The 14,770-nt window shown below is 59.1% G+C and carries 11 protein-coding genes; all 11 read left to right on the top strand.

Features of this window, described 5'->3' with window-relative positions:
* Positions 1-63 precede the first annotated feature (63 nt).
* The 11 genes from GA0061100_RS10750 to GA0061100_RS10705 all read left to right on the top strand — a co-directional run bounded on the left by GA0061100_RS10750 (position 64) and on the right by GA0061100_RS10705 (position 14,762).
* Positions 64-1,401, top strand: coding sequence for an adenylate/guanylate cyclase domain-containing protein (locus tag GA0061100_RS10750; RefSeq protein ID WP_075852704.1), 1,338 nt, complete (start codon positions 64-66; stop codon positions 1,399-1,401).
* 160 nt (positions 1,402-1,561) lie between these two features.
* Positions 1,562-3,469 (top strand): ABC transporter ATP-binding protein, encoded by a 1,908-nt coding sequence (locus tag GA0061100_RS10745; RefSeq protein WP_075852703.1) that lies wholly within the window; start codon positions 1,562-1,564, stop codon positions 3,467-3,469.
* Positions 3,466-5,382: an ABC transporter substrate-binding protein gene (locus GA0061100_RS10740; protein ID WP_075852702.1), complete on the top strand. Its 1,917-nt coding sequence runs from the start codon at positions 3,466-3,468 to the stop codon at positions 5,380-5,382. The genes GA0061100_RS10745 and GA0061100_RS10740 overlap by 4 nt, the downstream gene beginning before the upstream one ends.
* Positions 5,375-6,373, top strand: coding sequence for an ABC transporter permease (locus GA0061100_RS10735; protein WP_075852701.1), 999 nt, complete (start codon positions 5,375-5,377; stop codon positions 6,371-6,373). The genes GA0061100_RS10740 and GA0061100_RS10735 overlap by 8 nt, the downstream gene beginning before the upstream one ends.
* The gene (locus GA0061100_RS10730) at positions 6,370-7,545 is read left to right on the top strand and encodes an ABC transporter permease (RefSeq protein ID WP_075852700.1); all 1,176 of its coding nucleotides are present in this window, start codon (positions 6,370-6,372) and stop codon (positions 7,543-7,545) included. The genes GA0061100_RS10735 and GA0061100_RS10730 overlap by 4 nt, the downstream gene beginning before the upstream one ends.
* Before the next feature lie 101 nt (positions 7,546-7,646).
* Positions 7,647-8,861 carry a glycosyltransferase family protein gene (locus tag GA0061100_RS10725; protein ID WP_075852699.1) on the top strand — a complete coding sequence of 405 codons (1,215 nt, stop codon included), beginning with the start codon at positions 7,647-7,649 and terminating at the stop codon, positions 8,859-8,861.
* An 11-nt stretch (positions 8,862-8,872) separates the two neighbouring features.
* Entirely contained in the window at positions 8,873-10,138 is a 1,266-nt protein-coding gene (locus tag GA0061100_RS10720) for a glycosyltransferase family 4 protein (protein WP_208621533.1), read from the top strand.
* A complete protein-coding gene (locus tag GA0061100_RS10715; protein WP_075853229.1) occupies positions 10,135-11,280 on the top strand; it encodes a glycosyltransferase family protein in 1,146 nt (381 codons plus the stop codon). The genes GA0061100_RS10720 and GA0061100_RS10715 overlap by 4 nt, the downstream gene beginning before the upstream one ends.
* 84 nt (positions 11,281-11,364) lie before the next feature.
* On the top strand, positions 11,365-11,514 hold the full coding sequence (locus GA0061100_RS34635) for a hypothetical protein (protein WP_159444772.1): 150 nt from the start codon (positions 11,365-11,367) through the stop codon (positions 11,512-11,514).
* 3 nt (positions 11,515-11,517) lie between these two features.
* Positions 11,518-14,232, top strand: coding sequence for an ABC transporter ATP-binding protein (locus GA0061100_RS10710; protein WP_075852697.1), 2,715 nt, complete (start codon positions 11,518-11,520; stop codon positions 14,230-14,232).
* 53 nt (positions 14,233-14,285) lie between these two features.
* Complete coding sequence (locus GA0061100_RS10705) at positions 14,286-14,762, top strand: cyclic nucleotide-binding domain-containing protein (RefSeq protein ID WP_075852696.1); 477 nt, start codon at positions 14,286-14,288, stop codon at positions 14,760-14,762.
* The last annotated feature ends 8 nt before the right edge of the window (positions 14,763-14,770 follow it).

Below are 14,770 nucleotides of genomic sequence, written 5' to 3'. Positions count from 1 at the left end.
CGAAAGTGACGGCGTCCATAACCGGCGAAACATCGGGCATTGTTAAGATAGGCCGCGGGGACAATGACTATTCATTCGAGTGTTTCTGATCTTCTTCTCGATAAAGTTGCTGAATGGCTGACGCAGGCGGCGCTGACGGGCGAAAACCTGGAGACCATCGTTCGCGGCTTTTGCGAACGCATGGCTGCGACAGGAATGCCGCTCAATCGCGTGCATCTGACCTTTTCCATGCTTCACCCGCTCTATGATGCGCTTGGCTTTACCTGGCGACGCGCCGGCGGTTTGATGATCGAGGGCTACCGGCATGGAAACGAAAAGCCGGAACGCTTTGTGCAGAGCCCCTATTATTATCTCCTGTCCAACAATCTTCAGCACCTGCGTCGCAGGATCGATGTCGACGGCACGGTCGAGTTTCCGATCTTCGAGGACCTGCGAAAAGAGAAGGTCACCGACTATATGGCCTTCGTGCAGACTTTCGGCGCGGGCTCGGTGCAGGGCATGATGGGCTCCTGGTCGACCGACAGCATCGGTGGTTTCAGCGAAGAGATGATCGGCGCGCTGATGCGCATGCAGAACCATCTGGCCATGGCTGCCAAGATGGCGGTTCTCGGCAAGCTTGCCAACAATATGCTGACCACCTATCTCGGCGGCGACGCCGGAAAGCGCGTGCTGAACGGCCAGATCCGCCGCGGCGACGGCGAGACGATCCGTGCGGCGCTCGTCATGGGCGACATGCGGCAATCCACGGTTTATGCCGAAAAGGAAGGACGCCAAGCCTATATCGATACGCTGAACGAGTTCTTCGATGCGATCGCAGCGCCGTTCAATCGCAATGGCGGCGAGATTCTGAGCTTCCTTGGCGACGGATTTCTCGCGGTCTATCCATGCGGCAGGCACAAGGACCCATCCAAGGTTGCGTGTGAGGCGGCGCTTTCGGCCGTTTTCGAGGCGCAACGCCGGGTCACGGCGCTTAACACTGATCGCCAGTCGCGCAATTTGAGCGAAGTGCGCTATGGAATCGGGCTGCATGTCGGCAACGTCATGTTCGGCAATGTCGGATTGAAGGATCGGTTGACGTTTTCCGCCTTCGGTGCGGCGGTCAACGAGGTTGAGCGGCTACAGTCGCTGACCAAGAAATATGCGACCGAAGTCGTCGCGAGCCAGGCTTTCTCCAGCTACACCGATTGTGAATGGGGAAAACTTGGAGAAGAGAAGCTGCGCGGCGTACGCCAGCGCTTTACCGTTGTCTCTCCGAAAGCAGCGACGTCAGCCAATGGCGCGCTCGAGATCTTCCAGGAAACAGCGCCTGACAGCCTTTCCGAGGCCGAGCAGGTTATTCTCTTGCACAGGGATGCCAAGAAGTTCGAGGGCCGTCTTCAAGTTGAAAACCTCACTCCGTAACCGCAGATGCGTCCCGCTTCAGCATAAGCCGATATATCACTGGAAAGACGACAGTTTTTTTACAGTCGCGGCATTGCTTTGACGAGCTAGACACCCGTTATGGCCTACGTTAGTGTGCCTTATAAGGCCACAAAGGTCATGTGAGCGGGAAGTAATATGTATGGCGTCAGGGACTGATCTACTGCGTATTGAGAACCTCGACGTCTCGTTCTCCCTTTATGGAGATAGTCTGCGCGTCGTCAAGAATGCCGGCTTGAGAGTGCTTCCGGGCAAGGTTACGGCGCTGGTCGGCGAATCCGGTTCCGGCAAATCGATCATCAGCCAATCGATCATGGGCATCCTTCCGACGGCGGCGAAGGCGACCGGCCGGATTCTGTTTACCGATCCGCTTGACGGTCAGACGACCGATATTCTTCAGCTGCCGCGCGACGGCGCAGCAATCCGCCGGCTGCGCGGCGCACGCATGGCGAAGATCTTCCAGGAGCCGATGACCTCGCTGTCGCCACTGCATACGGTCGGCAACCAGATCAGCGAAGCGTTGCGCATTCACAGCGCCGGCACCAGCAGAGCCGAGCAGCGCGAAAAGACGGAAGAGATGCTGAACCTTGTCGGCTTTCAGGACCCGGTTCGCACTTTCGACATGTATCCTTTCGAGCTTTCCGGAGGCATGCGCCAGCGTGCGATGATCGCCATGGCGCTGATCTGCAATCCGGCGCTGCTGATTGCCGACGAGCCGACGACGGCGTTGGATGTCACTATCCAGGCGCAGATCCTCGGCCTGCTGCGCAATCTCCAGCAGACGTTCAACATGGCGATGCTGCTGATTACCCACGATCTCGGCGTCGTTGCGAACATGGCCGATGAGGTCGTGGTCATCTATCACGGCGAGATCATGGAAGCAGGCCCGGTCGACACGATCTTTCGTCAGCCGCAGCATCGCTATCTGAAGGCGCTGATGTCGGCGGTGCCGCATTTCGATATGAAGCCGGGAGAGCGATTGAAATCCTTGCGGGATGTCCCGGTCAATCTCGGCACCTTCTCCGGCAAGAAGAAGCTCGTCGGCAATGGCGTGCCGGCGGTGGGCACGACACCCGATGTTCTGCTCAGTGTGCGCAACCTGACCAAGACTTATACGTCGAAGGCTGGCGGGCTGTTCGGGCGGCGGGATGGCACGAAGTTCCGGGCGGTCGATGATGTCAGTTTCGATATTCGCCGCGGCGAATGTCTTGGCCTCGTTGGGGAAAGTGGCTGCGGCAAGACGACGGTGAGCAAGATCCTGATGCGGGGTGTCACCGCTGACGGTGGTTCCGTCAGCTTCGATGATGGCAGCGGCAAGATCGATGTGCTCGCTGTCAAGGGCGACGAGTTGATGGATCTGCGCACGAAGATCCAGATGGTCTTCCAGGACCCGGTCTCTTCGCTTTCTCCACGCATGACCATCCGCAACATCCTGAGTGAGCCCCTGGAAATCCATAGGCATGGTGACAGCGCCGAGCGCACGGAGAAGGTCAAGGCGCTGATGCAGGCGATCGGCCTCGACAAGCACTATCTGAGCCGTTATCCGCACAGCTTCTCCGGCGGCCAGCGCCAGCGCATCGGAATTGCGCGCGCTTTGGCGCTGGGGCCGAAGCTTCTGATCCTTGACGAGCCCGTCTCGGCGCTCGACGTGTCCGTACAGGCGCAAATTCTGAACCTTCTCAAGGATCTGCAGAAAGAGCTCGGCCTGACCTACCTGTTCATTTCGCACAATCTCGCCGTGGTCGACTATATGGCCGATCGGATTGCCGTGATGGCACGGGGACGCATCGTCGAAATCGCACCGCGCGAGATCATCCTTCGCGATCCCGTTCATCCCTACACGCGCTCGCTGCTTGCAGCCGTTCCGTTCCCCGATCTCGACCGGCCGCTGGATTTCTCCGCCCTGAACAGCGAAGGCCCTGCAGCCAGGCAGAAATGGGGGCCGCAATTCTCTGAGGGAGCGGATGGAGATCTGGCCTATGCCGATTTGGGTGGAGGACATTTCGTGCGCGCCCGCCGGGGTCTCGGTGCCCAGGAGCTGCGCAAATGATTAATCGGCGCACCTTTCTCGGCCTGCTGGCCACCACCGTTTTGCCTCAGCCCGTTCTTGCCGCGGATGTCGACAACGAGCCGGAATATTTTGCCGATTGGCTAAGGGCCGGCCAGATGCCGCATCTCGCCAAGCGTCTGCCGAAGTTCCCGCGCATCGTCAATGTCGCGGCCATGGGGCGCACGCCGGGCCATTATGGCGGCTCGGTGCGCACCATTGTGGGCAGCCAGAACGACATCCGCTTCATGACGATATACGGCTATTCCCGTCTCGTCGGCTATGACCGTACCCTGTCGTTGCAGCCTGATATTCTGGAGTCATTCACCTCCGTCAACGACATGGTTTTCACCTTCAAGCTGCGCGACGGGCATAAATGGTCGGATGGGCATCCTTTCACCGCCTATGACTTCCGCTATTGGTGGGAAGACGTCATCCTCAATAAGGAACTGACACCGGGTGGTGGCGCCTTGGAGTTGCGCCCGCATGGCAGCCTGCCGCGCTTCGAGTTGCTCGATGAGCTGACGGTGCGCTATTCCTGGGATGATCCAAATCCCGATTTCCTGCCAATTCTGGCCGCGCCGCAGCCGCTCGTCATTGCTGGGCCTGCGCATTATCTGAAACAGTTCCACAAGAAATACCAGGACAGCATTCGCCTTTCTTCGCTGATGAAGGAAAACCGCGCTAAGAAATGGCAGGATCTTCACATCAAGATGGCCCGTTCCTACCGGCCTGAAAATCCTAATCTGCCGGTGCTCGATCCCTGGCGCAACACGACCGCGCCGCCGGCCGAGCAATTCGTCTTCGAGCGCAATCCCTATTTCCACCGCGTCGACGAAAATGGCCGGCAGTTGCCCTATATCGATCGGATGATCCTGAGCATCAGCTCTTCCGCAATCATCGCCGCTAAGACCGGCGCGGGAGAAAGTGATCTGCAGGCAAACGGCATAGACTTCAACGACTATACCTTCCTCAAGGAAGCGGAGAAGATCCACCCGATCAAGGTCAATCTCTGGAAAGCGGCACGTGGGTCGCGGGTCGCGCTATTTCCCAATCTGAACAGCGCCGATGCCGTATGGCGAGACGTTCTGCGCGATGTGCGCGTACGGCGAGCCCTGTCGCTGGCGATTGACCGCCATGAGGTCAATATGGCCGTCTTCTACGGCCTCGGCACCGAGAGCGCCAATACCGTCCTGCCGGACAGCCCGCTCTACAAGCCGGAATATGCGTCGGCCTGGATTGCGCACGATCCCGATCAGGCCAATGCTTTGCTCGACGCCGCCGGTCTTGCCAAGCGCGATGAAGATGGCATTCGCCTGCTGCCGGACGGGCGGCGCATGGAAATCACGGTGGAAACACCGGGCGAAAGCCCGTTGGATGCGGACGTCCTGGAGCTGGTCACCGATCACTGGCGCAAGGTCGGTATCGCACTGTTTACGCGTGTGTCGCAACGCGACATTTTCCGCAGTCGCGCCATGGGCGGGCGTATCCTGATGTCCTTGTGGTATGGTCTGGACAACGGCGTGCCGACGGCGGACATGAACCCGGCGGAGCTGGCGCCGACAACTGACGACCAAATGCAATGGCCGCTTTGGGGCATGTACTATCTTTCGCGTGAGACGCAGGGTGTTGCGCCTGATGTTCCGGAGGCCGCCAAACTCGTCAAGCTGCTTCGTGAGTGGGAAGCCGCGGCATCCTCCTTCGAGCGCGCCGAGATCTGGCACGAAATGCTGTCGATCTATACGGACCAGGTTTTCTCCATCGGCCTCATCAACGCCACGCTGCAGCCGATCGTGCATTCGGCGCGCATGCAGAACGTGCCGGAAAAAGCGCTTTACGGCTTCGATCCAACCTGCTTTCTCGGTGTCTACATGCCGGATACCTTCTGGATGAAGGAGGATCGCCGGAATGCTTAGATATATCCTTTGGCGCATCGCCGTGATGATCCCGACCCTGATCGTCATTTCGATGCTGGTCTTCACGATCATCCAGCTTCCGCCCGGCGACTTCTTCGAAAGCCAGATCGCCGAGCTGCGCGCCCAGGGCGAGACGGCGAATCTTCAGGAGATCGAGAATCTTCGTCACGAATACGGCCTCGATCAGCCCATGCCGCTTCAATATGTCCACTGGGTTGCCGGAATGCTGCATGGCGATTTCGGCTATTCCTTTGAATATCAGCTGCCGGTTTCGGATGTCGTCGGCGACCGCTTGTGGCTGACCATTCTCGTATCGATGACGACGATCCTCGTGACCTGGCTGATCGCCTTCCCGATCGGCATCTATTCCGCCACCCATCAGTATAGCTGGGGCGACTACGGCCTGACCTTCCTCGGCCTGCTCGGCATTGCAATCCCGAATTTCATGCTGGCGCTGATCCTGATGTATTTCGCCAATGTCTGGTTCGGCGTGTCGATCGGCCACTTGATGGATCAGCAATATCTCTCGCAGCCGATGAGCTGGGACAAGGCACGCTCAATTCTGTCGCATCTGTGGATTCCGGTCATCATCGTCGGCACGGCCGGGACGGCGGGCATGATCCGCCGCCTTCGCGCCAATCTGCTCGACGAGATGCAGAAGCAATATGTCATCACCGCGCGAGCCAAGGGGCTGCATCCGCTGAAGGCTCTGGTGAAATATCCGTTGCGCATGGCATTGAACTTCTTCGTCGCCGATATCGGTTCCATCCTGCCGTCGATCATTTCGGGCGCCGAGATTACCGCGATCGTGCTGTCGCTGGAGACGACCGGTCCGATGCTGATCCGGGCCTTGCAAAGCCAGGACATGTATCTTGCCGGTTCATTTCTGATGTTTCTCGCCTTCCTCAATGTTATCGGTGTGCTGATCTCGGATATCGCGCTCGGCTTTCTCGATCCCCGCATCCGCTTGCAAGGCAGGAGTACAAAGTGAGCGTATCCCTGCCAAAACCCGGTGCCCCCCTTGAGCATTATGTCTCGAACGCGGATTTCGATCCGGATCAGTTCGAAGCCACGTCCGCTAGCCAGCAGCGCTACTACATGGCCTCGCAGAAGAAGCTGATGTGGTGGAAGTTCAGGAAGCACAAGCTTGCGCTCGCCTCCGGCATCTTTTTGTTGCTGGCCTACGGCATGATCCTGATTGCCGAATTCCTGGCGCCTTACGGGCTGCACAGCCGTAATGTCGACTATATCCACTCGCCGCCACAGATGGTCCATTTCTTCGACAAGGGCGAGTTCGTCGGGCCATTCGTCTATGGCCGGAAAATGACGCTCGATATCGATACGCTGCGCCGGATCTATGCCGACAATCCTTCGGACGTGCAGCCGATCCGCTTCTTTTGCCGCGGCGACGCCTATCGTTTCTGGGGCCTGGTGGATTCGAACCTTCATCTGGTCTGCCCTTCCGTCGGCGGCCAAATGTACCTGCTTGGAACCGATCGCCTGGGCCGGGACGTGCTGTCGCGCATCATCTACGGCGCACGCATATCCTTGACGATCGGGTTGATCGGCATAGCGATCAGCTTCGTGCTCGGCGTTGTCATCGGCGGTCTGGCAGGTTATCACGGCGGTCTTTTCGATCTCCTCGTTCAGCGCGTGATCGAGGTACTGCAGTCGCTGCCAAGCTTGCCATTGTGGATGGCGCTGGCGGCGATCATGCCCGTGAGCTGGAGTCCGATCATCGTCTATTTCGGTATCACCATCATTCTCGGCATCCTCGACTGGACCGGCCTTGCACGCGCCGTGCGCTCGAAGCTTTTGTCGCTGCGTGAGGAGGATTACGTGCTCGCTGCGCAATTGATGGGCGCAAGCACGCCGCGTATCATCGGCCGCCATCTCGTTCCCGGCTTCATGTCGCATCTGATCGCCACGGCGACGATCTCTGTTCCAAGCATGATTCTCGGCGAAACCGCGCTTAGCTTCCTCGGACTGGGGCTTCGCCCGCCCATCACGAGCTGGGGCATTTTGCTGACCGAGGCAAGGAGTGTCAGCGTCATCGCCTTCTATCCATGGCTCCTTTTCCCTATGATCCCGGTGATTTTGGTCATTCTGGCGTTCAACTTTTTAGGAGACGGCTTGCGCGATGCCGCCGATCCCTACAAATAGCAGGATGAACGGCGAAGACAGGATTGCAATTCGAGAAGCGGCCCGCGGATGTCGTTTGCCGACACACCGCGTACAACTTTCACCCCCAGAGGTTTTTGCCTATGAAGCGGCGCTTAGAAGATGCTCGAATCCTCATGTATAGCCACGACACGTTCGGTCTCGGCCATTTGAGGCGGTGCAGAACGATTGCCCATGCGCTTGTTGAGGACTATCGCGGTTTGAACGTGCTGATCATTTCCGGCGCGACGATCGCAGGGGCATTCGATTATCGTGCTCGTGTCGATTTCGTCAAAGTGCCGAGCGTCATCAAGCTGCGCGACGGCGAATACACGTCTATGGCGAGCCATGTCGCGCTGCAGGAAACGTTGAAGATGCGGCAATCGATCATTCGCCATACGGCCGAAACCTTCCAGCCCGACGTCTTCATCGTAGATAAGGAGCCGATGGGGCTGAAAGGCGAAGTCGAGGAGACGCTGACCTATCTCAAGGCGCGCGGCACGACGCTTGTTCTTGGCATGCGCGACGTCATGGATGCGCCGCACCTGCTGGAGGCCGAGTGGAAGAGGAACAATGTCCTGCAGAAGATCGATCAATTCTATGATCGCGTCTGGGTCTATGGGCCGCCGGATTTTCACGATCCGCTCGTTGGCCTTGATGTTCCCCCTGGCGTGCGTCGCAAGATGGAGTTCGTCGGCTTCCTGCAGCGTAGCGTCTCCACTCTGGGCACGAAGTCCGAACATGTGCCGGATGAAGATTATATCCTGGTGACAACAGGCGGCGGTGGCGACGGTGCCGATCTTGTCAGCGATGTCATTGCCGCTTTCGAAGATGACAGTTCTCTCACGCAGAAGACGCTGATCGTGCTTGGCCCCTATATGCCGGCCAAGGAGCGCAGCCAGTTGCTGGAGCGCGCCAGCAAGATCGGCTGTCTGCAGGTCATCGAGTTCGACAACAAGATGGAAGAGCTGATTGCCGGCGCCAAGGCCGTCGTCGCGATGGGGGGCTACAATACCTATTGCGAGATCCTGTCTTTCGACAAGCCAGCGCTGATCATCCCCCGCACGCGGCCACGCGAGGAGCAGCTCATCCGCGCGCAGCGGGCAAGCGAGCTCGGTCTCGTCGATATGCTGCTGCCGGAAGAATCGGCCGATCCGAAGCAACTTGCCGCTGCCCTGAAACGCCTGCCGAACCGGGCGCCGCCCTCGGCGAGCGCCAGCAACATGCGCCTGGAAGGGCTCGTGCATATTTCGCGCACCGTCGGCGAATGGTTCGATGACCGCGAGCGCTATACGCCGCTATCGATCGTTGCCGAGTAGATCACCGGAACCTGTCGATGCGGAAGAAAATACTGGTGGTCCTGAAAGGCTATCCCCGCCTGTCGGAAACCTTCATTGCGCAAGAGCTGCTCGGCCTGGAGAAGGCCGGCTTCGACCTGACGCTGATTTCCATGCGCAAGCCCACGGACAAGAAGCGCCATCCCGTCCATGACGAGATCAGGGCGCGCGTCCTCTATCTGCCCGAATATCTGCACAACGAACCGCTGAGGGTGCTTCGCGCCTTCTTGGCCGGCATCGGCAGGCCTGGGTTCAAGCCGCTCCTGAAGCAATTTCTCGCCGATCTTAAACGTGATATCACCCCAAACCGTGTGCGACGCTTCGGTCAGGCGCTCGTATTGGCGCATGAGTGGCCCGATGGCGGCGAGTGGCTTCATGCGCATTTCATCCACACGCCGGCTTCGGTAACGTCCTATGCCAGCATCATGACCGGCATTCCCTGGACCTGCTCTGCCCATGCCAAGGACATCTGGACGTCGCCGGATTGGGAACTTTCGGAAAAGCTCGCCCGCGCCCGCTGGACCGTGACGTGCACGCGCACCGGCTTCGAGCACATGCGCGATCTGATCGGGGCAGATGACAAGGTTCATCTGAGCTATCACGGTCTGGACCTCGATCGCTTCGGCCCGTTCACAGGCGAACATTCTAGCCGTGATGGCAAGGACGCTTCCGATCCCGCCTTCATTCTCAGCGTCGGCCGCGCTGTCGAGAAAAAGGGATACGATGTGCTATTGAAGGCGCTGGCGTTGCTTCCCGGTGATCTCAGCTGGCGTTTCACCCATATCGGCGGCGGCGACGGCCTTTCGAAATTGAAGGCATTGGCAGATGCGCTCGGCATTGCCGATCGCATCACCTGGAAGGGTGCGTTGGCGCAGGAGGATGTGCTTGCCCATTATCGCCAGGCCGATATCTTCGCGCTCGCCTGCCGGGTAGCCGCCGACGGCGACCGTGACGGGCTCCCGAACGTGCTTGTCGAAGCCTCGAGCCAGCGTCTTGTCTGCGTCTCCACCGATGTCTCCGGCGTTCCCGAACTGCTCGAAGATGGTACGAACGGTCTTGTTGTTGCCCCGGAGGACCCGCAGGCGCTTGCCGTGGCGCTGGAATCTGCCATTCGCAATCCGGCACTGCGCCATAGGCTGGGCGAGGCGGCCGAAAGGCGAGTGCGCGAGCATTTCGACTATCACGCCAGCATCCGGCAACTGACTGGGCTGTTCGAGGAGCAATGGCGGAAAGAAGATCAATGGCGGAAATCCGCATGACGGCCTTGCGTAATTCCCCCTTGCGGGTCTTTTTCTACGTTCAGCACCTGCTTGGCATCGGCCATCTGGCGCGGGCGAGCCGCATTGCCAGCGCGCTGGCGAAAGACGGTTGCCGGGTGACGGTGGTCACCGGCGGCGTGCCGGTGAACGGCTTTCCGGGGGCAGATGTCACCTCCGTCACATTGCCGGCCGTGGTTGCCAGCAGTGCCGGCTTCTCCGGCCTTGCCGATCAGTCTGGCAATGCCGCCGACGAGGAGTTCCTGTCTCGGCGTCGCGACTTGCTGCTGGAGGCATTCCGACAAGCGGCACCCGATGTCGTCATCATCGAGGCCTTTCCCTTCGGTCGCAGACAGATGCGCTTCGAGCTTCTGCCGCTGCTCGATGCCATTTCGGAAGCCGATCCGAAGCCGAGGCTCTATACCTCGGTGCGCGATATTCTGCAGCAGCAGAAGAAACCGGGGCGTGACGAAGAGACGGTGGGCCTCCTGCGCGATCACTTCGATGGCGTGCTCGTTCACGGCGATCCGCATTTCGTCCGGCTGGAAGAGACCTTTCCCTTGACCGAGGCGATCGCTGCCAAGATCGTCTATACGGGTCTTGTCGCACCCGCTCCGCCGCCGGAACCCGTCGAAACCTTCGATATCGTTGTTTCGGCTGGCGGCGGCGCTGTCGGGCGCGATCTCATCCGCGCCTCGCTCGAGGCGGCAAGCCGCGTGGCGACCGATCGTCGCTGGCTATTGATCGCCGGACCGAACCTGCCCGACCAGGATTATGCCGATCTCGCCGTGGACGCGCCTGACAATGTCGAGCTCGTTCGCTTCCGCAAGGATTTTCCCTCTCTTCTGCGTGGCGCCGAGCTGTCGATCTCGCAGGCCGGCTACAATACGGTCGGCGATCTTCTCGTGGCCGGCTGCCGCGCCATTCTGGTTCCTTTCACCGCTGGCGGCGAGACGGAGCAGTCCGTCAGGGCCGAGCGGCTGGAGAGATTGGGGTTGGCATTGGCCCTGCCGGAGGCGGGATTGACGGCGGATATGCTGGTCGAGGCCGTGAAGACGGCACTGTCCCGACCCAAGCCAGGCAACCCGGATATCGATCTCGGCGGCGCCGCCAGAACATCCGCCATTCTGCGTGAGGTCAGGTAGGAACGTGTGCGCCGGCTATCGGAGACATCCTGTCGTTTTATCCTCCTGGATTCCCGCAATCTTGTGATATAAATCGAAAAATCGATGAATCGGGAGGAGCGTGGACGAAAGACCGGGCGGCGTCCCCTTTCAGATATGGGGCCACGCATCCGTAACGAAACCTTCCCGCATCTCTGCAACATCGGTGCCGGCGTCGCGCTGGCGCTGGGCGTTGAATTTGAAAGCCTGCAGTAAGCAATGGAAAAAAGCCTAGCGCGCTACATTTGGTCGAATACCCGGCTGGAGCAGATCTGGATACTGCTTGTCGTCGCGGCCTCGATGATCCCGTACTTCCTGTCCTTCGACTTGCCGAAGCAGATCGTCAACGGGCCTATACAGGGCAAGGGTTTCGAACATCCCGGCGATACGCAGACCTTCATGCATATCGCCTTCGATATGCCGCTCCTCGGTCATGTCGAGATTTTTCAGGGCGTGCAGCTGACGCGCATGTGGATGCTCGTTGCGCTGAGCATGGTGTTTCTGGCGCTTGTCGTCCTCAACGGTCTCTTCAAGCTCTATATCAACACCTATAAGGGACGGCTGGGCGAGCGTATGCTTCGCCGCATTCGCTTCGAGCTGATCGATCGCGTGCTGCGGTTTCCTCCAGTGCATTTCAAGCGGGTAAAGCCCGCCGAAATCGCCACCATGATCAAGGACGAGGTGGAGCCGATGGGCGGCTTCACGGGCGACGCCTTCGTACAACCCGCCCTTCTCGGCGGTCAGGCGGTCACCGCGCTCATCTTCATCATCATGCAGAATTTCTGGCTCGGCATGATCGCCGCCGCCATCGTCGCCGTGCAGGCGATCGTCATTCCCCGCATGCGCAAGCGGCTCCTGGAACTCGGTCGTCAGCGACAGTTGACGGCGCGCGAGCTTTCCGGCCGCGTCGGCGAGATTGTCGATGGTATCGGCACCATCCACGCCAACGATACCACGAACCTGGAGCGTGCCGACATTGCTCACCGGCTCGGATTGATCTTCTCGATCCGCTACGACCTCTACCAGTGGAAGTTTCTGGTGAAATTCATCAATAACTTCCTCGCTCAGGTGACGCCATTCCTGTTCTACCTGATCGGCGGCTTCCTGGCGTTGCAGGGTCGCCTGGACATCGGTCAGCTTGTTGCCGTCATCAATGCGTACAAGGATCTGCCGGGACCGTTGAAGGAGCTGATCGACTGGGACCAGTCGCGACAGGACGTTCAGGTGAAGTACAATCAGGTGGTCGAGCAGTTCAGCGTCGACAATCTGATCGACCCGAAAATCCAGGTCGTCTCGCATGCGCCGGCGGGCCGCATCACTCATGCCCTCGTTGCGACTAATCTGACTGTCGTCGACGATAGCGGCGCGCGCGTGCTGGATCACGTCTCAGTCGAGATTCAGCCAGGTGAAAGGGTGGCGATCGTCGGCGATAGTGGTGCGGGTGGTGAATATCTCGCCGAGGCATTCGGGCGCCTGATCTGGCCAGATAGCGGCCGCGTCTCGATCGACGGGCGCGATATCCTCGAACTACCGGAATCGCTTACCGGGCGACGCATTGCCTATGCTTCTTCCGAGACGTTCTTCTTCCACGGCACCTTGCGCAGCAACCTGCTCTATGGTCTCAAGCATGCGCCGCTCGTTGCCCCGGTTTACAGCGAGGATGAGGCTACAAAGGCCAAGTGGAGCGTGGCCGAGGCCCGGCGCGCGGCCAATCCGGAATTCGATCTCAATAGCGATTGGGTGGATTATGCCGCCGCCGGCGCAACGGGGCCGGATGATATCTATTCCGCCATCCGTCCGGTTCTCGATGCCGTTACCATGTCGCAGGATATTTTCGACATGGCATTGCGTTCGAATGTGGACGCTGCCGCGCATCAGGATCTGACGTCGCGCATCGTCGAGCTGCGGCAGGCATTGCGGTTGCGACTTGAAGAGGAAAAACTCGAGGATCTCGTGGTTCCCTTCGAGTTTGATGCTTACAATCTGCAGGCGACTGTTGGTGAAAATCTGCTGTTCGGCACGCTGAAGCGGCCGCAGATGACCAATCGCAAGCTGGCGGCACACCCCTACTTCCGGCAGATATTTGCCGAGACGGGCCTGGTGTCCGACTTGTACGATATGGGTCTCGAGATCGCCGAGAACGCGGTCGAGCTCTTTACCGACCTGCCGCCGGACCATCCGTTCTTCCAGCAGCTGACCTTCATGACGGCGGAAGACATCCCGACCTACGAGGCGCTGTTGCAGAAGCTCAATGGCAAGGGCTATGAGGCGGCCACCGACGACGAGCGAGCCGCCATCATCCGCCTGAGCTTCTCCTATATTGAACCACGTCACCGCTTCGGCCTTCTGACACAGGTACTCATGGAAAAGATCGTGCAGGCGCGCGCGAAATTCTATGAGAATATTCCAGCCGATCTCGCCAAGGTCATCGAGCGCTACGATCCGGAGCGCTTTACCGCCTCCGCCACCTTGATGGATAACGTGCTGTTCGGCCGTATCGCTCATCAACAGGCAAATGCGCCGGAACGTATCCACCAGATCATGTATGATGTGTTCGGGCGTCTCGGCATGCATGACGGCGTTCTGTCGATCGGCCTGGATTTCGATGTCGGCTCGGGTGGCAAGCGCCTGACAAACGTGCAGCGCCAGAAACTCAATCTCGGTCGCGCCCTTTTGAAACGTGCCGACTATATCATCTGCAATCGCCCGCTGCCGGCGCTCGACCACCGCGTTCAGGATCAGATTGCGAGGGCTATTCTCGGCGAGTTCGACAGCGACGGCTATGCGCCGGCGATCATCTGGGTCCTGTCCAATCCCAGCTTTGCCGAACTATTCGACCGTGTTCTGGTCTTCGACCACGGCAGTCTTGTCGAAAGTGGCTCCACTACCGATCTTTTAGAGAAAAACGGTATGTTCAAAGAACTGTTATCGTAATATCCTATCTCAACAGTGGCGTCTGGGGCCGAACACTGGGGGTACCGAAGCTCATGCTTCTGAAGGACGAAGTTGAAATGCTGAAGCGGGTGCCGATTTTTTCGCGCATTGCACCCGCAAAATTGAAACTCTTGGCGTTTACGTCCGATCGGGTCAGCTACAATGCTGGCCAAATCCTGTTTCATCAGGGCGATCAAGGTGATGCGGCCTATGTTGTTCTTTCAGGAACTGCTGATATTCTCGTCGATAGCCCAGCCGGCGAGATCAAGGTTGCCGAAGTCGATCTCAATTCCATCGTGGGCGAAATTGCCATCCTCTGCGATGTCTCCCGTACAGCCACGGTGAAAGCGACTTCCAGGCTGGAAGCCCTGAAGATCAGCAAGGAGCATTTCCTGAAGCTGCTCAGCGATTTCCCGGAAATGGCCGTCGAGATCATGCGCGTGCTGGCAGACCGCCTCAACCACACGACCTCGGAACTGACCGCCGTCCGCAGCCGCCTCAACCAGCCACAGTCGATGTCCACCCATTGAGATTGAGG

Origin of the sequence: Martinezella hainanensis, assembly GCF_900094555.1 — a bacterium.
Taxonomy (GTDB): Bacteria; Pseudomonadota; Alphaproteobacteria; order Rhizobiales; family Rhizobiaceae; genus Rhizobium; species Rhizobium hainanense.
Note: the sequence above shows the minus strand (reverse complement) of the source record. Positions and strands in the feature narration are given on the sequence as shown.

Excerpts from the sequence above, each read along its gene's own strand:
- GA0061100_RS10750 (WP_075852704.1), top strand. The coding sequence starts at position 64 with ATGACTATTCATTCGAGTGTTTCTGATCTTCTTCTCGATAAAGTTGCT.
- GA0061100_RS10745 (WP_075852703.1), top strand. The coding sequence starts at position 1,562 with ATGGCGTCAGGGACTGATCTACTGCGTATTGAGAACCTCGACGTCTCG.
- GA0061100_RS10740 (WP_075852702.1), top strand. The coding sequence starts at position 3,466 with ATGATTAATCGGCGCACCTTTCTCGGCCTGCTGGCCACCACCGTTTTG.
- GA0061100_RS10735 (WP_075852701.1), top strand. The coding sequence starts at position 5,375 with ATGCTTAGATATATCCTTTGGCGCATCGCCGTGATGATCCCGACCCTG.
- GA0061100_RS10725 (WP_075852699.1), top strand. The coding sequence starts at position 7,647 with ATGAAGCGGCGCTTAGAAGATGCTCGAATCCTCATGTATAGCCACGAC.
- GA0061100_RS10715 (WP_075853229.1), top strand. The coding sequence starts at position 10,135 with ATGACGGCCTTGCGTAATTCCCCCTTGCGGGTCTTTTTCTACGTTCAG.
- GA0061100_RS34635 (WP_159444772.1), top strand. The coding sequence starts at position 11,365 with ATGAATCGGGAGGAGCGTGGACGAAAGACCGGGCGGCGTCCCCTTTCA.
- GA0061100_RS10710 (WP_075852697.1), top strand. The coding sequence starts at position 11,518 with ATGGAAAAAAGCCTAGCGCGCTACATTTGGTCGAATACCCGGCTGGAG.
- GA0061100_RS10705 (WP_075852696.1), top strand. The coding sequence starts at position 14,286 with ATGCTTCTGAAGGACGAAGTTGAAATGCTGAAGCGGGTGCCGATTTTT.